Below are 24839 nucleotides of genomic sequence, written 5' to 3' on the forward strand. Positions count from 1 at the left end.
TGGTTTCCATCGAAGGGGGTACCCGGTCATGTCCGGTTCGGACGACAAGCAGTACGCGCAGGAGCCGAACGAACTGACGTCGTACCCCGCCGACGAAGTAGCCGTCCCGCAGCCGCCTGCCCCAGCAACCGCGGCGTTCGCGCCGGGTCAGCACCCGTATGCGCCGGGTCAGCCGCAGACACCTACGCCCTCTTCAGCTCAGCCTGTGCCCGGGCAGCCGATCGGCGGGCAATTCGCGCCTGGCGCTGCTCCGGGGCAGTCCTATGTTCCCGGCCGGCAGCCGGGCGGCCAGACCTATCCGCCCGGGCAGGCGATCGGCGCGCAGTTCCCGCCCGGCGCCGCTACGGGGCAGCCCTATGTGGCTGGGCAGCAGCCGGTCGGGCCGGGGTATTCGCCTGCGCCGTATCCCGCGTATGTGCCCGAACCGGCGGAGACCGAGCCGCGGGTGGTTCCGGAGAACATCCGGATGGCGTTCATCGTGATGCTGGTCGGGGCGGCGGTGTCGTTTCTCGGTGGGGCGTATTCGCTCACCGATATCGACACCGTTCGCACGACCCTTCTCGACTCCTCCGATGGCATGTTCCGCGGCTCGAGTCTCGATGTCCTCGTGTACGCGACGGTCGGTGCGACGGTGGTCGGGGCGCTGATCACCGTGGGGCTGTGGATCTGGATGGCGTTCGCGTGCCGGGCCGGGAAGAACTGGGCGCGGATCACCTCGACGGTGTTCTTCGGGTTGAACGTGCTCTCGACGCTCTACGCGGTACTCGGGGTGGTGGCGGACCTGGGGGTCACCGCGGGTGCGCTGGCATTCAATCTCGCGGGTTTCGCCGTCGGGCTCGGAGCCGTTGTGCTGCTCTGGAACCCGAAGTCGGCGCCCTTCTTCGCACCTGCCCGCCCGGCCTACCCGCAGTACCCGCTCGCGGGACCCCGCTGACCAGCGGCGCTGTTAGGCTCGAACAGTGGCGCGCACCAAGGAATTCGACCCCGATGTGGTACTGGGCCGCGCACTCGATCTGTTCTGGGAGCGCGGGTACGAGTCGACCTCGATGGCCGATCTCACCGAGCATCTCGGCATAGCAAGGGGTTCCATCTACGCCACCTTCGGCAACAAACACGACCTGTTCATGCGGGCACTGCAGCGGCACCTGGAGGTCGTCGACGAACGGGTCACCGCGCAGCTGTCCGTGCCCGGCCCGGCGCTGCCCGCCGTGCGGGCGCTGATCGACGAGTTCGTGCGCGAGTCGTGCGCCGAGGACCGTTTCCTCGGCTGCCTGGTCACCACATCGGCGGTGGAGTTGGCCGCCCGTGATCAGGAGGTCGCCAGGGCGGTCGAATCCAGTTGGGCGCGTACCGAAACCGCGCTGACCGGCGCCCTCACCCGCGCCCGCGCCCAGGCCGAACTCGCTCCCGACAGCGACCCCCGCGCCCTCGCCCGGTTCTTGCTCGTCTTCCTCCAGGGTGTCTGGGTGCTCGAACGCACCCCGAACGCCGCCGCCCGCCTGCGCGACGCCAACCGCATCGTCACCACGCTCCTCAGCTGACGCCGCCTGCGTTCGTGCGACACGGAAGTAGGTTCGTCGACGATTCACCGAACCGTGGCGAAGTTGGCGCGATAGACACTCGGCGGCACACCGAGCTGACGGATCATGTGCTGGCGCAACGACTCCGCCGTCCCCATCCCGCTGTGCCGGGCGACCAGTTCGATCGGCAAAGTCGTGGATTCGAGCAGTTCGCGCGCGCGATGAATGCGCTGATGCAGCAACCACTTCTGTGGACTGAGCCCGGTTTCCTCGTGGAACCGCCGGGTCAGCGTGCGCACACTGGTCCGGGCATGCGCGGCGAGATCGCGCAGCGACAGGGGAGTGTCGAGGCGCTGCATGGCCCAGGCGCGGGTGGCCGAGAGCGAGAGATCCTCGTCGGGCGGTAGTGCGGTGTCGACGAACTGGGCCTGCCCACCCGGCCGCACCGGCGTCACCACGGCGGCCCGGGCGGCCGCGTTGGCGACGGTGGCGCCGTAGTCGGTGCGGATCAGGTGCAGGCACAGGTCGATCCCGGCCGCGGCCCCCGCCGCCGTGGTGACCGGCCCGTCCTCGATGAACAGCGCATCGGCCCGCACCGAGACCAGCGGATATGCCGTGGCCAGTTCCTCGGCCAGCCCCCAATGCGTTGTGGCGGTGCGCCCGTCGAGCAACCCCGCCTGCGCGAGAACGAAGGCGCCGCTGCAGATCGAGGTGACGTGCACGCCACGTGCGACGGCGGCTCGCAGCGCGGCGAGGGTGACCGGGTCGGCGCCGGTGCGACTGCCGGTGCTCGGCACGATCACGGTGTCGGCCTCGTCGAGCACCGCCAGCCCGTGCCGGACGACCACGTCGAATCCGCCTGGCGTGGAGGGCAATACACCTGGTTCCGCCGTACACACCACCACCCGATACCCGGGTTCGCCGTCGACGAGCACCGAACCCATCAGGGTCTCGGGCATGGACAGGTCGAACGCCTTCACCGGCGCGACGGCGACCACCGCGATCGTCTTCATGGCCTGATCCTTGGGATAGCTGGCATTCCGGCCACTAGTGTAGCCCGGCCCAGCCCGGCATCGTTGGACGAAACATCCTGCTGGGAAAGGAAATACCGTGTCCTTGAATGTGATCGTCGGTCGTGGCGGCGTCGCGACAGCCACCGCACTGCTGCTCGCCGAAGCGGGGGAGCGGGTGCGCATGGTGAGCCGAGGCGGGCTCGGCCCCACCCACCCGAACGTGGAGCTGATCGCGCTCGACGCCACCGACACCGCCGCCCTGACCGACCTCGCCCGTGGTGCCCGCACCGTCTTCAACTGCGCCATGCCCGCCTATCACACCTGGCCGGAAACCCTTCCGCCCCTGTTCGATTCGATCAGGGCGGCGACCGAAGCGGCCGGCGCCGACCTGGTGCTGCTCGGCAACCACTACGCCTACGGACCCGTGGAGGGCGTGGTGGACGAAACCGCCCCGCTCGCGGCCACCGGTGCCAAGGGTCGTGTTCGCGCCCAGGTGTGGACCCACGCGCTCGACGCTCATCGGGCGGGCCGGGCCCGCGTCACCGAGGTGCGCGCGGGTCAGTTCGTCGGTGTCGGCGCCGTCTCCCTGTTCTCCCTGCTCGTGCAGCCCGCGGTCCTGGCGGGCGAACCCGCGAGCGTGCCGCAGGGCCTCGATCTCGCACACGCGTTCACCGTCATCGACGACGCCGCACGGGCACTGGTCACCGTGGCCGGTGACGATCGTGCGTGGGGTCGCGCCTGGCACGCCCCGGTCGTCACGACGACCATCCGTACCCTCGCGACCCGTCTCGCGGAGCTCGCGGACGCACCGGCCCCCGTGCTCACCGAGATGACCGACGACGAGATCCTCGAACTCGGCCGCGACGACCCGTTCTGGCCCGAACTGCTGGAGACCGCGCACATGTTGCGCCGCGACTTCCTGGTCGACGACACAGCTGTGCGCACCACCTTCGGCCTCACCGCCACCGGCATCGACGACGTCCTCGCCGGCATCGTCCGCGCCGCCCGGGTACCGGCCGAAACGCCGTAGCCCACCCATATCGGACGACACGGACACAATCGCGGTCAATGCAGGGTATCTATGGATCGATGCGGCACACTCGTGCGCATGCGTCGGCTGTTGTGCTGTCTGCTCGTCTTGCTCGGCTGCGGTGTGGCCTACTCACCTGCGGCATCGGCGAATTCATCGATCCTCGAGGTCCGGCCGCTCGGCGGCAGGCAATTCGAGGTCGTCGTCCATTCGGCGGCGATGAACCGGCCGATCACCCTGTGGATGTCGCATCCCGGTCCGGGCGCGCCCGCGCTGTATCTGCTCAATGCCGTCGACGGCGGGGAGAGCGGCGGGCCGTGGATGCGGCGCACCGATGTGGTCGACTTCTTCGCCGACAAGCCGGTGAATGTGATCGTCCCGATCGGCGGCCGGGCCAGCATGTACACCGACTGGCAACGTGACGACCCGGTTCTCGGCCGCAACAAGTGGACCACCTTCCTCACCAGCGAGCTGCCCCCGCTGCTCGACGACCGCTTCGGCATGACCGGCGCCAACGGTGTCGCGGGACTGTCGATGTCGGCCACGTCGGCGCTGAACCTGGCCATCGCCGCGCCGGGCCGCTACCGCGCAGTCGGCGCCTTCAGCGGGTGCACGCAGACCGCGAATCCGCTGGCCCAGACCCTCGTCCGCTCCCAGCTCGCCACCTTCGGCGCCAATGCCGACAACATGTGGGGCGGACCGGGTGACCCGGCGTGGGTGGCCAACGATCCGGTGCTGCACGCGGATCGGTTGCGTGGCACCTCGGTGTACCTGTCCTCGGGCAACGGTGCCCCCGGCCCGCACGAGGCGCTCAACGATCCGAGCATCGCGGGCAATGTCGGTGTGCTGCTCGACCGGGTCCTGGTCGGCGGCACCATGGAAGCCGTCGTCGGCAGCTGCTCGGGACCGCTGGTCGGTCGCCTCGGTCAGCTCGGTATCCCCGCCGATGTCCGGTTCCGGGCCGCGGGCACGCACGCCTGGCCGTACTGGCAGGACGACGTGCACGACTCCTGGCCGATGTTCGCCGCCGCCCTCGGCATCTGAACCACACGACGACGGCCGCCACGCAGCACGTGGCGGCCGTCGTCGTGTCCGCGGCTAGCTCGCCGAACCGGTGAGCAGTCCGCCCAGGTCGGCGGAGCCGGTGCCGCCACCGTCGGGCGGGGTGGTCGGCTTCTCGGAGACCTGCACGGTGACGGTCTTGGAGCTGATGAGTTCCTGCACCGCCTTGATCTCGTGGGCGCCGGGCGTGGACGGTGTCCAGCTGATGGTCGCCTTGCCGTCCCTGACCGCAACCGGCTCGCCGATCTGCGTGCCGTTGTCGGTGAAGGTCACCTTGAACAGGAACGAGGTGGCGGTGACGTCGGCCGTCACGGTGTAGGGAGTGCCCACGTAGTGGGTGGTGCCGCTCACCGCGATGCTCTGGACGAGCGCCGAGGCCTGCGGTGCCGTCAGCACGGCGGCCGCCGCGATCGCGGTGAAAGCCGTGAGGCCGAAGCCGGTGCGCCGTGCCTGGTAGGTCTGCATGGTGTTCTCCTGTGTCGAGCTGTGGTGAGCGCGAGATTAGCCAGTCGGTTCGGCCGCGGTCCGCAAAACAGAAAAAGAGGTGTTTAAAATTTGGGGAGCCGGGAAAGCCGGGCGCAATCTGTCGGTGTCCCGGCGCATACTCGGCCCATGGCATACGACGAGGAACTCGCCGAGCGGATCCGGGAGATCGTCTACCCTCGGGCCGATCTCGCCGAGAAGAAGATGTTCGGTGGGCTCGCGTTCCTGATCGGCGGCAACATGGCCGTCGCCGCCAGCGGACAGGGCGGGTTGCTGGTGCGTGTGGACCCGGCCGAAGGCGACGCGCTGCTCGACGGATCCGCGGTGTCGCCGATGGTGATGGGTGGCCGCGAGCTCAGCGGCTGGTTACGCGTCAGCGCCGAGGCGGTCGATGACGATGCGTCGCTGCGGGACTGGGTGACCCGCGGCGTCGCCTTCGCCGAAGCGCTGCCCAGCAAATAGTCGGCCACCGCCGATTTCACCCGCCTCGGGTGAGGTGCGAACCGGGCACGAACTGCCAGACTGACACCATGTCCGGGCCGCTGCGCTATCAATTCGTCCTCGAGGGCGAACTGTCCGATCGTGTGCTGGCGGCGTTTCCCGAGCTCATTCCCAGCGATCATGCGGCGGCCGGGACAACGACGCTGTTCGGCACGCTCGCCGACAGCACCGCTGTGCGGGGGATTCTCGCGCGCATCGACACCCTCGGTCTCACGCTGCTCGAGATGTCTCGCCTGCCCGACTGAGGTGGCGGGGCGGGCCACGCAAAGAGCCTGCGTCGATCTGGTAACGAGCACGTCGAGATGTCGTCACCAGCAAACTCGTGGCGCCCGAGTGGCCTACCGTCGAACTCGCACACGATGTCGGGGGCAGGTGAGAACTCGAGTTCAGGAGGCTCGTGATGGCACGCTCCGCGATAGCTGTGGCCGGCCGTGGGACCGAGGACCGAGTTCCCGAACTGTCTTTCGCTCCCGTCCGCTGTGACGCGGCGACCGCGGCCTTCGACTGCGCCCGCACCGCGCCGGGGCACGTCGTACTGGTGTGCGGACCGGCAGGCAGCGGCAAGACCGTGGCCATGGTCGACTGGGTGAACACCGCTCGGCCCGCGCCGCGGCTGGCCTGGTTGACGGTGAGCACCAGCCCCGGCGCCGACCTGCTCGCCGCCGTTGCCCGGGCGCTCGACCCGACGGCCGCGACCGTTCCCGACGGTGTCCTTCGCACGCCTGCCGACCGCGCCGCCGACCTCGTCGCCGCACTCGCCGACACCGAGGAGACGGTCCTCGTCATCGACGATGTCCACCTGCTCACCGACCCGCTGCAACTCGCGGGTCTGGAGTACCTGCTCACCCGGTTGCCGCCGAAGATCACCGCGCTGCTCGGTGGCCGTTTCGAACCGCCGCTGCGCTGGCACGTGCTCGACCTGGCGGGCAGGCTCACCCGCCTCGGCGCGACCGAGCTGGCCATGCCGCCGGATCGCGTCGCCCAGCTGCTGGCCCAGCACGACTGCCACCTCGACGACACCGAACTCGCCGCCCTGCACGAGCTCACCCGCGGCTGGGCCGCACTGGTCCGGATCGCCGCCATCTCGCTGGGCACCGACGACCGGAGCACCGCCCTCACCGCGCTTGCCGCACCGACCCACGCGGTCGCCGACTTCCTCTTCGCCGAACTCATCGAGACGCTGCCCCCACGCACCGTCGAATTCCTGCTCACCACAGCCGTTCCCACCCGGTTCTGTCTGCCGATGGCCGAGGAACTGCTCGGCCTGGACGCGTCGCGCATCCTCGACGAACTACTGCGTGCCAGTTTCCCGTTGCACACGGTCGCCACCGACGGACAGCTCTGGTACACCTATCACCCGCTGCTGCGCGCCTACCTGCTGGCCGAGGCCGCGCACACCAGGGCCGAACGCCTGCCGGGGTTGCACCGTCACCTCGCCGAGTGGTTCACCGGCGCCGCCCTGCCCGGGTGCGCACTGGACCATGTGCTTGCCGAACCGGGTGCGCCGGGGCTGGCGTCGTTCCTGTGGGAGTGGGGCGTACGGATGGTGCTCGACGGCAGGGGGCATCTGCTGTTGCACGCTCTGGATCAGGTACCCGGTCTGTCGGACGACACGTTCGTCGGGTTGTTGCGCGCCGCCGTCGCGGTGGAAGACGGTGAGATCGCCGCGGCGGAAGTGTATTTGGAGGCGGCCCATGTGGGTTCGTGGCCGGGGTCGGCACTGGTTCCGGCCGAGTGGATCGCCGCCCTCGATCATGCGGTGAGCGCGGGTGTGGCTGTGCTGGCGGGTGATTCGGCGTCCATGCGGTGGCCGTTGCCGCCGGTCACCGGGCAAACCGATCTCGACTGCTATGTGGCGCTGCACTGCGGTGCGGCCGAAGTGTTCGGCGGCCGGATCGTCAGCGGCACAGCGGCTTTGCGGCATGCGGTCGTGTACGCCGAGGAGGCAGGACTCGGACGCGTCGCGGTGCGGGCACGCACCGCGGTCGCGGCGGCATCGGGGATCACGGGCCGGGTCGGCGAGCTGCGGGTGCTGGCCGCACAGGCCCTCGAATGCGCTGATCGCTACGGGCTCACCGGGTCGTCGGAGGCCGCGATGGCCCGGGTGACCGCCGCCTACGGCGCGCACCGGCAGGGTTGCGCTTACGGCAAGCCGCTGCCCGACCTGTCGGCCGACGACCTGACCACGCCGGCCCTGCTGCGACAGGCCCGCATCGTCATCGGCGTCCTCACCTTCGACGACACCGTCGACCGTGCCGCCGCGGCCACGATGCTGAGCAGACGCCTGCACCACCTGCTCGACGATGCCCCGGCGCTGCTCGGCGCCGGAAACCTCGTCACCGAGGTGCTGTGGCTGCTGCTGCGGGTGCATGCCAAGGTCGAGGCACGCGCCCTCGTCGACCACGCGACCCGGGTGCTCGGCAAGACCGTGGACACCCAGTTGGCCGAAGCCGCCCTCGCCCTGCACACCCAGCGCCCGGCCGCCGTCCTGCCGCTGCTGACGCCGCTGGTGGGCGAGGTCACCGACGGTCAGGCCGTGGCCGCATGGCTGCTCATCGCGGTCGCCGCCGATCATCTCGATCGCCCGCGCAAGGTCGAGGACGCCTTCGAGCAGGCCCTGGCCCACGCGAGTGGGGAACACCTGATCCGCCCGTTCCTCGACGTGCCCGGTGCCGCCGAACTGCTCGACCGGCTGGGTTCGCACTTCGGTCGCTACGACGCCTTCGTCGACCACGTGCGCGCCCACCGGGGCGCCATGGCCGACGCACCACGGCTCACCGACACCGAACTCGTTGTGCTGCGCCGTCTTCCGTCGGGGCTGACCGCCACCAGCATCGCCGCCGACCTCGGCGTCTCGGTGAACACGGTGAAGACGCACCTGCGCGGCATCTACCAGAAGCTCGGTGTGAACGCGCGCGGTGCGGCCATCGCGCAGGCGCGGTGCGTCGGCCTGCTCTGAGTTTCACGGGGCGCGCAGCGCCGGGAACCAGACGTCGGTGAGGACTTCGGCGGCCTGTTCGGCGGTCACGTCGATGGTGCCCTGCATGGCCCAGCGGGTGAAGAACCGCTCGAGCTGGGCGACGAGCAGTTCGATCCGTAACCGGGCTTCGTCGCGCCGGTCCTCGGGCCAGCGGGCCAGGTAGTCCGGCATGCTGTCGGCCAGCGTCATGATGCCCTCGCGGGCCAGCCTGCGGAATTCCGGTTCCACCGCGGTGGCCTCGTCCCAGGCCGGCAGCATGTCCTTGTTCACGAAGAACCAGTCGATGGCGCGCGCCATCCAGTCCGCGAACGCCGCGCGCGATCCGGTGGTGAGCACGCGGTCGAGGTCGGCGTAGACCATCCGGACGCTGGTGAGCGTGCCCTGGTTGGCGATGGCGCGCAGCACCTCGGGTTTACCGGCGAAATGCAGGTAGAAGGTGGCCCGGCTGCAGCCCGCGGCGGCGGCGATGTCGTCGACCCGGACCGAGGAATAGCCGCGGGTCTCGAACAGTGTGCGCGCGGTGTCGACGATGCGTGCCGTGGTCAGGCGCTTGTGTTCCTCACGCAGCGAGCCCCGCTGGGCGGTGGGTTCCGGCGACATGAGGCCCATCGTAGACGGCATGCTCATTCGCTGGACGCTGTGTCCAGCGAACCGCTATCGTGTGGTGCGGGTCACGTCGGCGAGCGTGAGTCGATGAGGAGTCGTGCATGAATACATCGGAGCTGCCGAGGGTTTGCGTCATCGGGGCGGGCCCGTCGGGTATCACGGCGGCCAAACGCCTTGCCGAGTACGGCATTCCGTTCGTCTGTTACGAGGCGTCCGACGAGGTGGGTGGCAATTGGTACTACCGCAATCCCAACGGCATGTCGGCCTGCTATCAGAGCCTGCACATCGATACGTCCAAGTACCGCTTGCAGTTCGAGGACTTCCCCGCGCCCGCGGACTGGCCGGACTTTCCGCACCATTCGCAACTGCACCAGTACTTCAAGGACTACGTCGACCATTTCGGCCTGCGCGAGCGGATCAGGTTCAACGCGCTGGTCACCGCCGCCGAGCGGGCCGACGACGGCCGCTGGCTGGTGACGGCGGCCGGTGACACCGAGGTCTTCGACGCCCTGATCGTCTGCAACGGCCACCACTGGGACCCCCGGATGCCGGAATATCCCGGTGATTTCGACGGTGTGCTCATGCACAGCCACGCCTACAACGACCCGTTCGATCCCATCGACATGCGTGGCAAGCGCATCGTGGTGGTCGGCATGGGCAATTCCGGGCTCGATATCGCCTCGGAACTGTCCCAGCGTTTCCTGGCCGAACGGCTGTTCGTGTCGGCTCGGCGCGGGGTATGGGTGCTGCCGAAATACGTGCGCGGTCAGGTGGGTGACCGGCGGTCGATGCCCAAGTGGATGCCGCCGAAGGTCGCGCTGAAACTCAAGCAGCGCTTCGTGCGCAAGAATCGCGGTCTGATGCAGAACTACGGTCTGCCCGCACCGGATCACGAACCGTTCGAGGCGCACCCGTCGGCGAGTGAGGAATTCCTGCACCGCGCCGGCTGTGGTGATGTGGAATGCAAACCCGCCATCACCCGGCTCGACGGTGACACCGTCCATTTCGCCGACGGCTCGAGCGAACAGGTCGACGTGGTGCTGTGCGCCACCGGCTATCACATCAGCTTCCCGTTCTTCACCGATCCGTCGCTGGTGCCGGACAGCGACAACCGGTTCCCGCTGTTCCAGATGATGATGCGGCCCGCGGTGGACAATCTGTTCTATCTCGGTCTGGCACAACCGACTCCGACACTGGTCAACTTCGCCGAACAGCAGACCAAGCTGGTCGCCGCCTACCTCACCGGCCGCTATCACCTGCCCTCGCGGGCCGAGATGGACGCCGAGGTCGACGAGCGGCTCGATGCCCGCGCCGGCCGGTACTACGATTCGCCGCGCCACACCATCCAGGTCGAATTCGAGCCGTACGTCCGCGGGCTGACCAAGGAGCTCGAGCGCGGGGCCAAACGTGCCGCGGCCGCGGGCAATACGTTGCCGGTACCCGCCCGCGCCCAGGCCGAGGCCAGCCGATGACGCGCGCAGCGGGCTTCTGCCGGGACGACTTCGCGCAGGTGCGAGCGGTATTCGACGAGCAGCTCGCCGCGGGCGCCGAGCTCGGTGCGTCGCTGTGCGTGACGGTCGACGGCGATCCGGTCCTCGACCTGTGGGGTGGTCACGCCGACCCCGACCGCACCGTGGCATGGCGGGCCGACACCCTGGTGAACGTCTTCTCGGTGACCAAGACGATGACCGCCCTGTGCGCCCTGCTGCTCGTGGATCGCGGCGACCTCGACCTGGACGCACCCGTGGCCAGGTACTGGCCCGAGTTCGCCGCCGAGGGCAAGGACCGTGTCGAGGTGCGCCACGTGCTGTCGCACACCTCGGGAGTCTCCGGCTGGGAACGGCCCATCGCGCTCGCCGACATCTACGACACCGAAGCCGCCGCCGCCCGGCTCGCCGTTCAGCCACCGTGGTGGGAGCCCGGCACGGCCTCGGGCTATCACGCCCTCAACTACGGGCATCTGGTCGGGGAATTGGTGCGGCGCATCACTGGTCGCACGCTCGGTGAGTTCTTCGCCGCCGAGCTGGCCGGGCCGCTCGGTGCGGATTTCTACATCGGCACCGGACCCGAGCACGCCGACCGGATCGCGACACTCGTCGCGCCGCCGCAACGCGAATTCGACATGTCCGCCCTCGACCCCGACAGCATTCTCGTCAAAACGCTGACGAGCCCGCTGCTCGATATCGCCGAGACAGCGACTCCCGCTTGGCGTTCCGCCGAGCTCGGGGCGGTCAACGGGCACGGCAACGCGCGTTCGGTCGCCCGCGTGCAGTCCCTGGTTTCGTGCGGTGGTGAGCTCGCCGGCAGGCGGTTCCTCTCGCCCGCCACGATCGAGTCGATCTTCCGCGAGCAGGCCGACGGCCTCGACCTGGCGCTGCTCGCCCCGCTGCGGTTCGGCATCGGCTACGGGCTGCCGCGTCCCCAGACCTACCCGCACATTCCCGACGGCCGGGTCTGCTGGTGGGCGGGCTACGGCGGCGCCATGGTGGTCAACGACCTGGATCGCCGAATCACCTTCGCCTACACCATGAATCGGATGGCGCCCGGCGTGATCGGATCGGACCGCTGCGACAACTATCTGAAGGCGGTCTTCGACGCGGTCGCCGGAACCGACCGTTCTCGAGGGAGGACCTCATGACCGAAGCCGTTGACCCCCAGGTGTTCGTCGCGCAGGTAGCGGCCGGGCTCACCGCGCCCGGTGCGCCCTTCGAGATGACGGTCGAGGAGGTGCTCGGTGCGCCGATGCCGGTGTTCGCGCGTCGGCGGCGCAGCCTGCGTGAGCTGCTCGAGCACTCCCTGACCTGGGGTGATCGCGACTATCTCGTCACCGAGGACCGCCGGGTCAGCTTCACCGAGCATGCGGCGGCGGTGGGCGCGCTGGCGACCGCACTGGCCGAACGCCACGGCGTGGGCAAGGGTGACCGGGTCGCGATCCTGGCCGCCAACGGTCCCGACTGGGTGGTCACCTTCTGGGCGGCGCAGTGTCTCGGCGCCGTCCCGGTGGGCTACAACGCCTGGTGGGCGCCGCCGGAAATCGCCTACGCACTCGGCCACACCACCCCGAAGGTGGTGGTCGCCGATGCGAAAAGGACTGCGCGGCTTGCCGAGACCGGCAGCGAGGTGCCGGTATCGACCTTCGAGGAGGACCTGCCCGCCCTCATCGCGGAGTACCGGGGTGCCGCGATGCCGGAAACCGAGGTGGCAGAGGACGACCCGGCCGTCATCCTGTACACCAGCGGGACGAGCGGGCGCGCCAAAGGCGTTGTGCATACCCAGCGAAACCTGTTGGCGATCACCGAATACCACCGTTTCACCGATGCGATGCAGGCCGCGTTCACCGGTCAGCCGGTCGGTGACGGCCCGAGCGAGCGCCGCTATCTGGTCACCGCCCCGCTGTTCCACATCGCCAGCCTGCACAATCTGGTGATCCCGCGCCTGGCCACCGGTGCGGCGGCGGTGTTCCCACACGGCGCCTTCGACGTGGACCGGGTGCTGGCCCTGGTCCAGCGTGAACGGGTCACCAACTGGGCGGCGGTGCCGACCATGGCCACCCGCCTGCTCGACCACGACGTGTCGGGGTACGACCTGTCGACGCTCGCGGCACTGTCACTGAACTCCGCGCCCTCGGCGCCCGCCCTGCTCGAGCGGTTGCGCGAACACCTCGCCGGAGTTCCGCTGTCGCTGACCACCAGTTACGGGCTCACCGAGAGCGGCACCGCCGCCACCGTGGCGACACCGCTGGATCTGCTGGCCGACCCGGGGTCGGTCGGCAGGCCGATCATCGGGGTGTCGGTGGAGATCCGTGACCCCGACGGCGCGGTGCTGCCCGACGGTGCCGAAGGCGAGATCTTCATTCGCAGTCAGTACGTGATGCTCGGCTACTGGAACAACGAATCCGCGACAGCGGAGGTCCTCGACCACGGAAGGTGGTTGCGCTCAGGTGATTTCGGGACGATGACCGACGGCAGGCTCACCGTGTCGGGCCGACGGACCGACCTGATCCTGCGCGGTGGGGAGAACGTGTACCCCACCGAGATCGAGAACGTCCTCGTCGAACACCCCTCGGTCACCGACTGCGCGGTCTTCGGCGTGCCGCACCCCGACCTGGGCCAAGAAGTGGCGGCCGTGGTCGTCGCCGAACCGGGCGCGGTCGAGCAGGACGAACTGCGCGAGTACCTCACCGCCCGGCTCGCCTACTTCAAAGTGCCCGCACGCTGGCGGATCACCTCCGACGCGTTGCCGCGCAATGCGACCGGCAAGGTCACCCGGCGCGACCTCGCGGTGTAGGGGTGCGGTGACGGCTGTGTTCGTGTCCGTGGCGGCCCGGCGCGCGATGGCTCGGCGTCGATCTGCGACGCTGAGCTGACAACGGGCGGTCGCTCCGACCTGCCCCGCGCACAGCAGCGAGAGGACCGACATGTCTGACGCGAAACGGATCAGCTGGGGAAAACCGCGCAAGCCGACCGACGCCGACCGCGACGCCCTGCGCGAGGACCTGCTCACCCGCGCCCGCGCGGTCCGCGCCGACGGCTGGGACACCCACCGCCCCGAGTGGACGGCAGGCCAGGTCGCGGCCGTCGCCTACCTCCTCGGCGACCTCGACGTCCTCACCGAACTCGAGGAGTCGGAAGGGACGGTCCTCAGCCGCTACGCCGCCGAACTCTTCGGCTTCCACGGCGGCCGCAAAGACATCGAAGCGGGCCTGGCCGGCACCCAGGCCTGGTTCGACACCGTTCGCAAAGCTCTCGGCGCCGGAGCCTGACATCCTGCCCGACACTGCGGGGACGAAAGCGCGGTGTCGGGGAAAGGCCGATCGCCTCGGCCGGGACCTGCGTCGATTCAGTTCTCGTTGCCGGTGATGCGGTCGCGCAGCGTGGGGAGGCCGGGGCCGGTGAGGTCGTCGCAGTAGACGATTCGGCTCGCCATCGCCATGGTCAGCGCGATCGTCGTTCCGCGGATCAGCGGCCCGGTGCCGTGAGTGAAGGGACCATCGGTCGCCTCGAGGCGGAGGCCTTCGATGAGGGTGCGACTGGGGACGGTGAAGTCGCGCCCGGCGAAGAATTCGGCGACGGCGGTGGTCGCCTCGATCGACGGGGTGGTGGTGAGCCCGAGTGGTCGGCGGATGTCCTGGGCATGGACCACGATTTCACCGAGCCAGGCGGCGGTATCGCCAGAAGGTGCGGTGGTGCTGTCGACGATCGCCCGGAACCGTTCGAGGGTTTCGGCCGGTGTCGTCCCGAGGTGTTCGGCCTTGCGCCGCTCGTTGTGCTTGTCGAAGTCGAAGCGCGCCGCGAGAACGCTCACCAGCCAGCGCATCCGGCCGGTACTCGCACCGGCCGTGAGGTGGGCGACCACGACTTCGACAGTCCACGCACCGCACAGCGACGGCGAACTCCACTGGTCGTCGTCGAGGCGGGCGAGGTCGTCCGCGAGAGCGGCGCGTTCGGCGTGCGTCAGCGCCCACAGCGCGGCACGGGAATCGGGCACGTGAAACCTCCGTGGCACCCTCGATCACCGGGCGCCGTGGTGCCGAGCCGACGTCCCATGATGCAGACGACGTGAACGCCGCGAATTGATCGGTCAGGAGGTTCGCAACACGCAGCGGGTCTTCGAGTAGATGGTCGGCACGCACTCGTTGCAATGCGTGCACAGCGACGGTGTCGCCCGGTCGGACTGCCAGCGGCGGACGAGATCGGGTTCGCGGAGCAGGGCCCGGCCCATCGCGACGAAATCGAAGCCCTCGGTGCGGGCCTGTTCGGCGCCCGCCAGATCGGTGATGCCACCGAGCAGGATCAGCGGCATCGTCAGCTCCGCGCGGAAGCGACGCGCCTTGTCGAGCAGATAGGCAGGGCGATAAGGGTATTCGCGCAGGAATTTGCCGCCGACGAGCTGGAAACCCCAGCGCACGGGAATCGGCAAGGCGCGGGCGAAGTTCCGGCGCGGTGCGTCGCCACGGAAGATGGCCATCGGGTTGAGCAGGGAGCTACCCGCGGTGAGTTCGATGGCGTCGACGGCGCCGTCGTCCTGCAACCAGCGAGCCACCCGCAGCGACTCCTCGATCGAGAATCCGCCGCGCACACCGTCTTCCATGGTGAGTTTGGCGGTGACGGCCATGTCGTCGCCCGCCGCGTCGCGTACGGCGCGCACCAGTTCCCGCGCCACCCGTGCCCGGTTCACCAGTGCACCGCCGTAGTCGTCGCGGCGCCGGTTCAGGAGCGGACTCAGGAAGGCGCTGGCCAGGTAGTTGTGGCCCAGGTGTACCTCGACGGCGTCGAAGCCGGACTCCCGTGCCAAGCGGGCCGCCCGCGCGTGCGCTTCGACCACTTCCGCGATGGCGAGCGCGTCGGGCACCTTGGTGAACCGCATCCCCAACGGATTGAACATCCGGCTCGGCGCCAGCGCGGGCGCCCGGTTCGACCGCGCGTTCGCCACCGGCCCCGCGTGCCCCAGCTGCGCGCTCACCGCCGCGCCCTCGGCATGCACGGCGTCGGTGAGCCGTCGCAGCCCGGGGACCGCCTCCGGACGCATCCAGATCTGTTGCGCATCGGTGCGCCCACCCGGCGCGACCGCGCAATAGGCGACCGTCGTCATGGCCACCCCACCGGCGGCGACCTCGCGATGGAACTCCACCAACTCGTCGGTGACCAGCGCGTCGGGGGTGCGCCCTTCGAAGGTGGCCGCCTTGAGCACGCGGTTGCGCAGGGTGAGGGGACCGAGGCGGGCCGGCGCGAGGACATCGCTCATCCCCGAAGTGAAACACGTTTCAATTACGGGCCGCAACGGTATCGCCCGCTCACCGGGCGAAAGGTGACCTACCAGCGATCGGGAGTCACCGGGGCGTCCCAGGCCTTGGCGAAACGGGTCTTGTCCTTGGTGTCCACTTCCTTGCGCCGGTACACGATGTACGGGCGGGTGAGGTACCCGATGGGCGCGCTGAACATGTGCACCAGCCGGGTGTACGGCCAGGCCGCGACCAGGGCGAGCACCACCAGTCCGTGCAGCTGGAAGGTCCACGGCACACCGACCATCAGCCCCGGCTCCGGGTTGATGGTGAACAGGCTGCGGAACCACGGCGACACGGTGTCGCGGTAGTTGTAGGTGCCCCACAGCAGGTTCGAGCCCCAGGTGTTGAGCAGCCCGGTGACCAGCGCCAACGTGAGCAGCGTGTACATCATGATGTCGTTGCGGCTGGTCGCCTTGCGCACGGCGGGCACGACGATGCGGCGGTAACACAGGATGGCGACTCCGGCCACCACCATCAGGCCCGCGACAGAACCCGCGCCGACCGCGACCAGGTGATAGGTGTGCTCGGAGATCCCGAGCGCCGCCGTCCACGACTGCGGAATCAGCAGGCCCATCACATGCCCGCCGAACACCCCGAGCATGCCGAAGTGGAACAGCGGACTGCCCAGCTGCAGCAGCTTGGACTCGTAGATCTGCGAGGACCTCGTGGTCCACCCGAACTGGTCGAACCGGTAGCGCCAGACATGGCCGAGCACAAAGGAAGTCGCGGCGATGTAGGGCAGGATCAGCCACAGGCCTTCGGGGAGCGGAATGGTGGCGTTCATCGGCGTCCTTCTGTGGCGTCGAAGAGGGCGGGGTCCATGGCGAAGGGTTCCAGGCCGACCTCTTCCTCAGGCGGGCCCTGGGCGGCGAGTTCGGCGATGCGGCGGCGGTCGGCGGTGGTCACTGGTGGCAGGGTCGCCAGGACGGCTGCGAGGACACCCGAGTACGGGGAGTTGTTGTCTCCCAGTGACAACCGGAGCAGCTCCAGTACGGGCACGTGTTCGCCGAGCAGGCGTTCACCGCCGATCGGGTCGACGGTGGCGGCGAACTCGAGCAGCACCGGCAGGTGGTCGGGCAGTTCCTCGTCACCGAGTTCGGCACCGGCCTGGCGGTAGGCGTGCTTGAAACGCAGCAGTGCCATGCCGCGTTTGCGGGTGTCGCCGTAGGCGTAGAACGTCAGGTGCAGGCTGGCGCGGCGACGCATGTCGAAGGTCTCGACATAGCTCTGGGCGACCTCGATGTCCGGGGTGTCGCGCAGGTAGGCGAGTACCGGCTCGAAATGCGCGCGTACTTCGTCGGGCAATTGTGCTGCGGCAGAGCCGAGCTGGTCGAGCAGGGCCAGGGTCTGTTCGCCGGGATAGTCCAGCAGCAGCGCGGCCAGGCGCCAGACCATGCGCCGCTCGTGCTCGGCCAGTGCGAGGACGGGCTCGGGTCGCCGCCGGATCGAGAGCAGACTCATTGCGGCACCCCGCTGACGGCCGGGTCGGTGGTGGCGGCGCCGTTGCCGCCACCACCGGATCCGGCGCCGTTGCCGGTGTGGCCGTTGCCGTTGCCGTTGTCGCTGCCGGGCAGCAGGCCCGCGGTGGAGCGACCGTCCCAGTTGAGCAGGTTGATCCGCCCCGACTTCTCCTCCGGTGCGGCCTGATTCGTGTCGGCGAGGGAGAACTTCTCCACCACCTGGTCGAACGCGGTCATGCCCGGCCCGCCGTCGGTGTCGAGACTGCACCCGGTGGCCAGCGAATCCAGCTCGTGCGCACGGGAAGTCGCGCCGGAGGGGATCACATAGCGGTGCTCGTACTTGGCGATGGCGAGCAGCCGGTACATCGCCTCGATCTCCTCGGGCTCGAGCCCGATCGAGGGCGCGATACCCGTATCGGGTTCCTCACCGAGGTTCACCGACCGCATGAAAGCCCGCATCCCGGCGAGCCTTTGCAGCGAGGCGCGTACCGGGCCGATCTCACCGGCGGTGAACAGTTCCGCCAGGTAGCCGATCGGAATGCGCAGGGCATCGATGGCGCCGAACAGGTTGCGCGCGTCCTCGCCGTCGTGACCGGTCTCGGTGAGCACATCCACCACGGGCGAGAGCGGCGGCACGTACCAGACCATCGGCATGGTGCGGTATTCCGGGTGCAGCGGCAGCGCGAGCTGGTAGTCGACGATCAGCTTGTAGACCGGCGAATCCTGCGCGGCGGCAATCCATTCCGGTGAGATTCCGGCCTTCTCCGCTTCGGCGATCACACGCGGGTCGTGCGGGTTGAGGAAGACTCCGAGCTGGGAGGTGTACAGATCCTGCGGGTCGGTGACCTGCGCCGCCTCGAGCACCGCGTCGGCGTCGTAGAGCATCACGCCGATGTAGCGCAGCCGGCCCACACAGGTTTCCGAGCACACGGTCGGGATGCCGACCTCCACACGCGGGTAGCAGAAGGTGCACTTCTCCGCCTTGCCCGTCTTGTGGTTGAAGTAGATCTTCTTGTACGGGCAGCCGGTGATGCACTGCCGCCAGCCACGGCATTTGTCCTGGTCGACGAGCACGATGCCGTCTTCCTCGCGCTTGTAGATCGCGCCCGACGGGCACGACGCGGCGCACGAGGGATTGAGGCAGTGCTCGCAGATGCGCGGCAGGTAGAACATGAAGGTCTCTTCGAACTCCAGTTTCACCTTGTCCTCGAGCTTGCCGAGCAAGGGGTCCTTGCCGACCTGCTCGGGGCCCGAACCCAGGTCGTCGTCCCAGTTCGCACCCCAGGTGACCTTGGTGTCCTCACCGGTGATCAGCGATTTCGGCCGGGCGACCGGGGTGGTATCGGTGGGCGGCGAGGACAGCAGGTTGTCGTAGTCGTAGCTCCACGGTTCGTAGTAGTCGTCGACCGTCGGCAGATCGGGGTTGGCGAAGATGTTCATCAACCGCTTGAACCGCGACCCCGACTTCAGGGTGAGCTTGCCGCGCTTGTTGAGCGTCCAGCCACCCTTCCACTTCTCCTGGTCCTCGTACTGGCGCGGATAGCCCTGTCCCGGACGGGTTTCCACATTGTTGAACCAGACGTACTCGGTGCCACCGCGATTGGTCCACGCCTGCTTGCAGGTGACCGAGCAGGTGTGGCAGCCGATGCACTTGTCCAGGTTCATGACCATCGCAAGTTGAGCCATTACGCGCATGGTTAGTACTCCACGTTCTGGTTGCGGCGGCGAATGGTGGTGACCTCGTCGCGCTGGTTTCCGGTGGGGCCGTGGTAGTTCAGCGCGAACGACTGCTGGGCGTAGCCGCCGATCAGGTGCGAGGGTTTGATGAGCACCCGGGTGAGTGCGTTGTGGATACCGCCACGCTTGCCCTTGGCTTCTTTGGTGGTGTCCTCGGCGCCTTCGATGCGCGGCACGTCGACCGCGCGGTCCTGGGCGTGGTACATGAACACCGTGCCCTCGGGCATGCGGTGCGAGACGATCGCGCGGGCCACGACGACACCGTTGCGGTTGATCGCCTCGATCCAATCGTTGTCGGCCACGCCGATCTTCTTGGCGTCCACGTCGGACATCCAGATCGTCTGACCACCCCGCGAGAGCGTGAGCATGTGCAGGTTGTCCTGGTAGGCCGAGTGGATCGACCACTTCGAGTGCGGGGTCAGGTAACGCACGGTGAGCCCGTTGCCGCTCACATTGCCGATGCTCGGCTCCGCGAACAGCGCCGACATGTCCAGCGGTGGCCGGAAGATCGGCAGTTGCTCACCGAGTTCGATCATCCAGTCGTGGTCGAGGTAGAAGTGCTGACGCCCGGTCAGGGTGTGCCACGGCTTGAGCCGCTCCACATTGATGGTGAACGGTGAGTACCGGCGCCCACCGCTCTCGCTGCCCGACCACTCCGGTGAGGTGATGACCGGAACGGGTCGCGCCTGGGTGTCGGCGAAGGTGATCTGCTTGCCCTCGGCCTCGGCGGCGAGGTCGGCCAGTTTCGTGCCGGTACGGCGTTCGAGCTGGTGGAAACCCTCGACGGCGAGACGGCCGTTGGTGGTGCCCGACAGTGCGAGAATGGTCTCGGCGGCGAAGGTGTCCTTGGCCAGCGACGGCCGCCCGGCCGCGATCCCCGACACCACGGTGCCGTTCTTGCCCGCGAGGTACTCCACCTCTTTGTCCGGGTAGGTCGTGATGCCCTTGGTGGTCACCCCGAGCGTGTCGACCAGCGGACCGAGCGCGGCGAGCTTCTCGGCGATCTTGGTGTAGTCGCGTTCGATCTCGACGATCTTGGGCATGGTCTTGCCCGGAATCGGTTCGCACTCACCGGCTTTCCAGTCCAGCACCTTGCCACCCGCCTGCGCCAGCGCATCCGGCGAGTCGTGCTGCAACGGCACCGCGACGATGTCTTTCCTTGTGCCCAGGTGCTTTTCGGCCAGCCAGGAGAATCCGCGCGCGATGCGGTGGAACGCCTCGAAGTCGGTCTTGGCCTCCCACGGCGGGGAGATGGCGGGGGAGAAGGCGTGCACGAAGGGGTGCATGTCGGTGGAGGACAGGTCGTGCTTCTCGTACCAGGTGGCGGCGGGCAGCACGATGTCGGCGAACAGGGTGGTGCTGGTCATGCGGAAGTCGAGGGCCAGCAGCAGGTCCAGCTTGCCCTCGGCGCCTTCCTCGCGCCATTCCAGTTCCTGTGGGCGCACGCCGGTGGCGTCGGTGGTCTGCAGGTTGGAGCCGCAGCCGAGCAGGTGCTTCTGGAAGTACTCGTTGCCCTTGCCCGAGGAGCCGAGCAGGTTCGCCCGCCACACGGTGAGTACGCGCGGGAAGTTCTCGGAGGCGTCGGGGTCTTCGCAGGCGAAGCGCAGGTCGCCGGACTTGAGGCCGTCGACCACGTGCTCACCGGGGGTTTTGCCCGCAGCAGCCGCTTCGTCGGCCATGTCCAGCGGGTTGCGGTTGAACGTCGGGTAGCTCGGCATCCAGCCGAGACGACTCGCCAGTGCGATGTTGTCGGCGGCGGTGCGACCGGCGAACTTGCCCTTGCCCAGCGGGGACGCGAACGAGTCCGAGGTGAACGGGTCGTAGCGCCACTGGTCGTTGGTCAGGTACCAGAAGACGGTGCCCTGCATCTGACGGGGCGGGCGCTGCCAGTCGCTGGCCGAAGCCAAGGTGGCCCAACCGGTTACGGGCCGACACTTCTCCTGGCCGACGTAATGGGCCCAGCCGCCACCGTTCTTGCCCTGGCAGCCGGTGAGCAGCGTGAGCGTGAAGAACGCGCGGTAGATCTGATCGGAGTGGAACCAGTGGTTGGTGCCCGCGCCCATCAGGATCATCGAACGGCCGCCGGAACGTTCGGCGTTGTCGGCGAATTCGCGGCCGATGCGCGCGGCCTGCACGGCGGGCACGCCGGTGATGGTTTCCTGCCAGGCCGGGGTGTAGGGCGACTCGGCGTCGTCGTAGCCCTTGGCCCACTCGCCGGGCAGGCCGTCACGACCGAGGCCGTACTGCGCGAGCAGCAGATCGAAGACCGTGGTGACCCGTTTGCCTGCAACGGTTTTCGTCGGCACGCCACGGATGATGGGTGCGGCGGTGTCGGTGTCGAAGCGGGGCAGCGCGATGGTGGTCGGTGCCTCGCCGGAATGGCCGAGCAGGGTGAGCAGCGGGTCGACCCCTTCGAGGTCGAGATTCCACTTGCCCGCGTCCGCCTCGTTGAAGCGGTGGCCAAGAGAACCGTTGGGCACCACCGGGTTTCCGGCCTGATCGAGCAGCACCGGCTTGTGTGCCGCGTTCTCGTCGGTGTGGCCGAGATCGGCCGCCGTCAAGAACTTGCCCGGAAGAGCGCCGCCCTGATCCGCCGCCTCGTCGAGACAGATCAGGTACGGCAAATCGGTGTAGGACTTGATGTAGTCCAGGAACATCGGAGTCTGCTTCTCGAGGAAAAACTCCTTGAGCACCACGTGCCCCATCGCCATCGCCAGCGCCGCGTCGGTACCGGGGCGCGCGGCCACCCACTCGTCGGCGAACTTGGTGTTGTCGGCGTAGTCGGGGGAGACCACCACGACCTTCTGGCCGCGATACCGCGCCTCGGTCATGTAGTGCGCGTCGGGGGTTCGGGTCACCGGGACGTTGGAACCCCACATGATGAGGTAGCCCGCGTCGAACCAGTCGGCCGACTCCGGCACGTCGGTCTGGTCGCCGAACACCTGCGGTGAGGCCACCGGCAGGTCGGCGTACCAGTCGTAGAACGAGAGCATGTAGCCGCCGAGCAGCGACACGAAACGCGCGCCCGTGGCGTGGCTGACCATCGACATCGCCGGAATCGGCGAGAACCCGGCCACACGGTCGGGACCGTACTGCTTGATCGTGTAAACGTGTGCGGCGGCGGCGATTTCGGCCGCCTCCCACCACTCGGCGCGCACGAACCCGCCCTTGCCTCGGGCGTTCTTGTACGCCTTGGCCTTGACCGGATCCTCGACGATCGACTCCCAGGCCAGCACCGGGTCCTTCAGTTCGGCCTTGGCCTTGCGGTACAGGTCGAGCAGGGTGCCGCGCACATACGGGTACCGCACGCGGGCGGGGGAGTAGGTGTACCAGGAGAACGAGGCGCCACGGGGGCAGCCGCGCGGTTCGTACTCGGGCTTGTCCGAGCCCACCGAGGGGTAGTCGGTCTGCTGGGACTCCCAGGTGATCACGCCGTCCTTGACGTAGATCTTCCACGAGCACGAACCGGTGCAGTTCACGCCGTGGGTGGAGCGCACCACCTTGTCGTGCGACCACCGGTCCCGGTAGAACGCATCGGCATCGCGCCCACCGACCTTGAACACCGACCGCTGATCCGCGGAAACCTCACCGCGCTGAAAGTATTTTCCGAGCGTCAGCAGACTGTCACCGAAATCGGTGGGCGACGGACCATGAGTGCGCGAATTAACCACGACGCCCCCTTCGAGCTTGTGAAATCGGGCTGTTGAGGCCAACTGTAAGGAGACGATCCGGCCGGGCAAAACGAACTTCTCACACCCCGGATCGGGCCTTTGTGCGTTGTGAGGTGGGCGAAATGTGCTGGTCACCCCCGTAACCCGCCGCTCACCCGTCGCACCCGCCACGACCAGGGGAAACCCGCACCTGACCGGCCTTTTCCGACGCTCGCGAGGCGCTTCGGCGCCGAGGCGGTGATGCTTCGGAAACGACGGGTTCTCGGACGGTTTACATTTGTTTACACACCCGAAGTGACCTGCGTCGCTCCGATCCGGGCCCGGCGACTGTGCGGGCGCGTGAACAGTATGTACTCAGCTAACGGTCCGTTACTGGACGTGCGATCATGTCTGCCGACCATCGACAGCGATCAGGGAGTACGAACAAGTGGCTGAGTTTCTGACCACGATCAACGGCTATATCTGGAGCGACTCGTTGATCTATCTGTGCTTGGCCGCGGGGGTGTATTTCTCCGTCCGTTCCCGGTTCGTCCAGGTCCGTCAGATCCCCGAGATGGTGCGCCTGCTGCTGAACGGCGAGAAGTCCGCCTCCGGTGTGTCCTCGTTCCAGGCGCTGGCGATGTCGCTGTCGGGGCGAATCGGCACCGGCAATATCGCGGGCGTCGCCACCGCCATCGCTTTCGGCGGACCGGGTGCGCTGTTCTGGATGTGGGCGGTGGCCTTCCTCGGCGCTTCCACCTCCTTCGTCGAGTGCACCCTCGGCCAGATCTACAAGACCCGCGACCCGCTCACCGGTGAGTACCGTGGCGGACCCGCCTACTACTTCCACCGGGCGATGTCGCACACCAAGGCCGCCCCGCTGTTCAAGGTCTACGCGGTGATCTTCGCCGCCGTCACCGTGCTGGCCTGCGGTCTGCTGATGCCGAGCGTGCAGTCCAACTCCATGGCCGCCGCGATGAACCAGGCCTGGGGTGTGTCGGAATGGGTGGTCGCGCTCGGCACGGTGATCGTGCTGGCGTTCGTCATCATCGGCGGTGTGAAGCGGATCGCCGCCTTCGCCGCCGTGGTCGTGCCGTTCATGGCGGTGGGCTACATCCTGATCTCCATGGTCATCGTGTTCGCCAACGCGGGCCAGATCCCCGAGATCCTGTCCCTGGTGGTGCGCAGCGCCCTCGGCGCCGACGCGGCGTTCGGCGCGATCATCGGCTCGGCCGTGATGTGGGGCGTCAAGCGCGGTGTGTACTCCAACGAGGCAGGTCAGGGCACCGGCCCGCACTCGGCGGCCGCCGCCGAGGTGTCCCACCCCGCCAAGCAGGGTCTGGTGCAGGCGTTCGCCGTGTACATCGACACCCTGTTCGTCTGTACCGCCACCGGCCTGCTGATTCTGTCGACCGGCGCCTACCGGGTCTTCGAGGGTGAGTCCGCCGACGGCAAGGTCCTGGCCGACGGCGGAGTGCTGCCGTCGGACGCCGCGGTCGGCCCCGCCTACGCCCAGCACGCGGTCGACACCCTGTGGGGCGGTTTCGGCTCGACCTTCGTCGCGATCTCGCTGGCCTTCTTCTGCCTGACCACGATCATCGCCTACTACTACATGGCCGACACCAACTTGCGCTTCCTGCTCGGTAAGCGCGCCGCCACACCCGTCCCCGTCATCCGGGGCACCCTGGGCAGCAACACCACCCTGATCCTGCAGGCCCTCATCCTGGTCTCGGTCGGCGCGGGCGCACTGTCCACCGCCACCGACGCCTGGACCCTCGGCGACATCGGCGTCGGCCTGATGGCCTGGCTCAACATCATCGGCATCATCATTCTCCAGCAGCCCGCCTACAAGGCGCTGCGTGATTTCGAGAAGCAGCAGAAGGCAGGCAAGGACCCGGTCTTCGACCCGAAGGCACTAGGTATCCGCAACGCCACCTTCTGGGAGACCTACGAACCGGAAAGCGAACGCGAAAAGGTCACTGTCACCAAGTGATTCGGCGCGCCGAGGTCCAC

21 protein-coding genes are annotated in these 24839 nt (G+C 68.2%); 12 read left to right on the forward strand and 9 right to left on the reverse strand.

The features are described 5' to 3' along the window. Positions 1–28: 28 nt before the first annotated feature. Both LDL21_RS04725 and LDL21_RS04730 read left to right on the forward strand, forming a co-directional pair. Entirely contained in the window at positions 29–934 is a 906-nt protein-coding gene (locus LDL21_RS04725) for a hypothetical protein (protein WP_225278922.1), read from the forward strand. 25 nt (positions 935–959) lie between these two features. Further along, positions 960–1541: a TetR/AcrR family transcriptional regulator gene (locus tag LDL21_RS04730; RefSeq protein WP_181699570.1), complete on the forward strand. Its 582-nt coding sequence runs from the start codon at positions 960–962 to the stop codon at positions 1539–1541. 44 nt (positions 1542–1585) lie between these two features. On the opposite strand, the gene LDL21_RS04735 is transcribed toward LDL21_RS04730, so the two are convergent. Further along, complete coding sequence (locus LDL21_RS04735; RefSeq protein WP_225278923.1) at positions 1586–2533, reverse strand: GlxA family transcriptional regulator; 948 nt, start codon at positions 2531–2533, stop codon at positions 1586–1588. 97 nt (positions 2534–2630) lie between these two features. On the opposite strand from LDL21_RS04735, the gene LDL21_RS04740 reads away from it, so the two are divergent. Together LDL21_RS04740 and LDL21_RS04745 are read left to right on the forward strand one after the other, a co-directional pair. Beyond that, the gene (locus LDL21_RS04740) at positions 2631–3563 is read left to right on the forward strand and encodes a Rossmann-fold NAD(P)-binding domain-containing protein (protein ID WP_225278924.1); all 933 of its coding nucleotides are present in this window, start codon (positions 2631–2633) and stop codon (positions 3561–3563) included. A gap of 78 nt (positions 3564–3641) precedes the next feature. After that, positions 3642–4607, forward strand: coding sequence for an alpha/beta hydrolase (locus LDL21_RS04745; protein WP_225278925.1), 966 nt, complete (start codon positions 3642–3644; stop codon positions 4605–4607). A gap of 54 nt (positions 4608–4661) precedes the next feature. On the opposite strand, the gene LDL21_RS04750 is transcribed toward LDL21_RS04745, so the two are convergent. After that, entirely contained in the window at positions 4662–5090 is a 429-nt protein-coding gene (locus LDL21_RS04750; RefSeq protein WP_225278926.1) for an Ig-like domain-containing protein, read from the reverse strand. A gap of 147 nt (positions 5091–5237) precedes the next feature. On the opposite strand from LDL21_RS04750, the gene LDL21_RS04755 reads away from it, so the two are divergent. The 3 genes from LDL21_RS04755 (at position 5238) to LDL21_RS04765 (ending at position 8568) form a co-directional block, all read left to right on the forward strand. Continuing rightward, a complete protein-coding gene (locus LDL21_RS04755) occupies positions 5238–5570 on the forward strand; it encodes a TfoX/Sxy family protein (protein WP_225278927.1) in 333 nt (110 codons plus the stop codon). Positions 5571–5638: 68 nt separating this feature from the next. After that, the gene (locus tag LDL21_RS04760; protein WP_181699582.1) at positions 5639–5854 is read left to right on the forward strand and encodes a DUF8691 family protein; all 216 of its coding nucleotides are present in this window, start codon (positions 5639–5641) and stop codon (positions 5852–5854) included. Positions 5855–6009: 155 nt separating this feature from the next. Then, positions 6010–8568, forward strand: a complete 2559-nt coding sequence (locus tag LDL21_RS04765; protein ID WP_225278928.1) for a winged helix-turn-helix domain-containing protein — start codon at positions 6010–6012, stop codon at positions 8566–8568. Between the two features lie 3 nt (positions 8569–8571). Here the strand turns inward: LDL21_RS04765 and LDL21_RS04770 are convergent, their stop codons facing one another. Beyond that, positions 8572–9198 (reverse strand): TetR/AcrR family transcriptional regulator, encoded by a 627-nt coding sequence (locus LDL21_RS04770; RefSeq protein ID WP_372462150.1) that lies wholly within the window; start codon positions 9196–9198, stop codon positions 8572–8574. A 98-nt stretch (positions 9199–9296) separates the two neighbouring features. Here LDL21_RS04770 and LDL21_RS04775 point away from each other — a divergent pair, with 98 nt between their 5' ends. The 4 genes from LDL21_RS04775 (at position 9297) to LDL21_RS04790 (ending at position 13957) form a co-directional block, all read left to right on the forward strand. Then, positions 9297–10667: a flavin-containing monooxygenase gene (locus tag LDL21_RS04775; protein WP_225278929.1), complete on the forward strand. Its 1371-nt coding sequence runs from the start codon at positions 9297–9299 to the stop codon at positions 10665–10667. Next, entirely contained in the window at positions 10664–11833 is a 1170-nt protein-coding gene (locus LDL21_RS04780) for a serine hydrolase domain-containing protein (protein ID WP_225278930.1), read from the forward strand. Before LDL21_RS04775 ends, LDL21_RS04780 begins: the two co-directional genes overlap by 4 nt. Then, a complete protein-coding gene (casG, locus tag LDL21_RS04785; RefSeq protein WP_225278931.1) occupies positions 11830–13482 on the forward strand; it encodes a steroid-24-oyl-CoA synthetase in 1653 nt (550 codons plus the stop codon). The genes LDL21_RS04780 and casG overlap by 4 nt, the downstream gene beginning before the upstream one ends. A 130-nt stretch (positions 13483–13612) precedes the next feature. Then, entirely contained in the window at positions 13613–13957 is a 345-nt protein-coding gene (locus LDL21_RS04790) for a hypothetical protein (RefSeq protein WP_225278932.1), read from the forward strand. Positions 13958–14034: 77 nt separating this feature from the next. Here LDL21_RS04790 and LDL21_RS04795 read toward each other — a convergent pair whose 3' ends face one another. The 6 genes from LDL21_RS04795 to LDL21_RS04820 form a co-directional block, all read right to left on the reverse strand. After that, positions 14035–14682, reverse strand: coding sequence for a maleylpyruvate isomerase family mycothiol-dependent enzyme (locus LDL21_RS04795; RefSeq protein WP_225278933.1), 648 nt, complete (start codon positions 14680–14682; stop codon positions 14035–14037). 93 nt (positions 14683–14775) lie between these two features. Continuing rightward, positions 14776–15939 carry an NADH:flavin oxidoreductase gene (locus tag LDL21_RS04800; RefSeq protein WP_225278934.1) on the reverse strand — a complete coding sequence of 388 codons (1164 nt, stop codon included), beginning with the start codon at positions 15937–15939 and terminating at the stop codon, positions 14776–14778. Between the two features lie 68 nt (positions 15940–16007). Beyond that, complete coding sequence (gene narI, locus LDL21_RS04805; protein WP_225278935.1) at positions 16008–16763, reverse strand: respiratory nitrate reductase subunit gamma; 756 nt, start codon at positions 16761–16763, stop codon at positions 16008–16010. After that, entirely contained in the window at positions 16760–17440 is a 681-nt protein-coding gene (narJ, locus tag LDL21_RS04810; protein WP_225278936.1) for a nitrate reductase molybdenum cofactor assembly chaperone, read from the reverse strand. Before narJ ends, narI begins: the two co-directional genes overlap by 4 nt. Continuing rightward, positions 17437–19125 (reverse strand): nitrate reductase subunit beta, encoded by a 1689-nt coding sequence (gene narH, locus LDL21_RS04815; RefSeq protein ID WP_181699628.1) that lies wholly within the window; start codon positions 19123–19125, stop codon positions 17437–17439. Before narH ends, narJ begins: the two co-directional genes overlap by 4 nt. Positions 19126–19136: 11 nt before the next feature. After that, positions 19137–22847: a nitrate reductase subunit alpha gene (locus LDL21_RS04820; RefSeq protein WP_225278937.1), complete on the reverse strand. Its 3711-nt coding sequence runs from the start codon at positions 22845–22847 to the stop codon at positions 19137–19139. A gap of 427 nt (positions 22848–23274) precedes the next feature. On the opposite strand from LDL21_RS04820, the gene LDL21_RS04825 reads away from it, so the two are divergent. Next, positions 23275–24819: an alanine/glycine:cation symporter family protein gene (locus LDL21_RS04825; protein ID WP_225278938.1), complete on the forward strand. Its 1545-nt coding sequence runs from the start codon at positions 23275–23277 to the stop codon at positions 24817–24819. Positions 24820–24839 lie beyond the last annotated feature (20 nt).

Origin of the sequence: Nocardia rosealba (assembly GCF_020216065.1) — a bacterium.
GTDB classification, from domain to species: Bacteria; Actinomycetota; Actinomycetes; order Mycobacteriales; family Mycobacteriaceae; genus Nocardia; species Nocardia rosealba.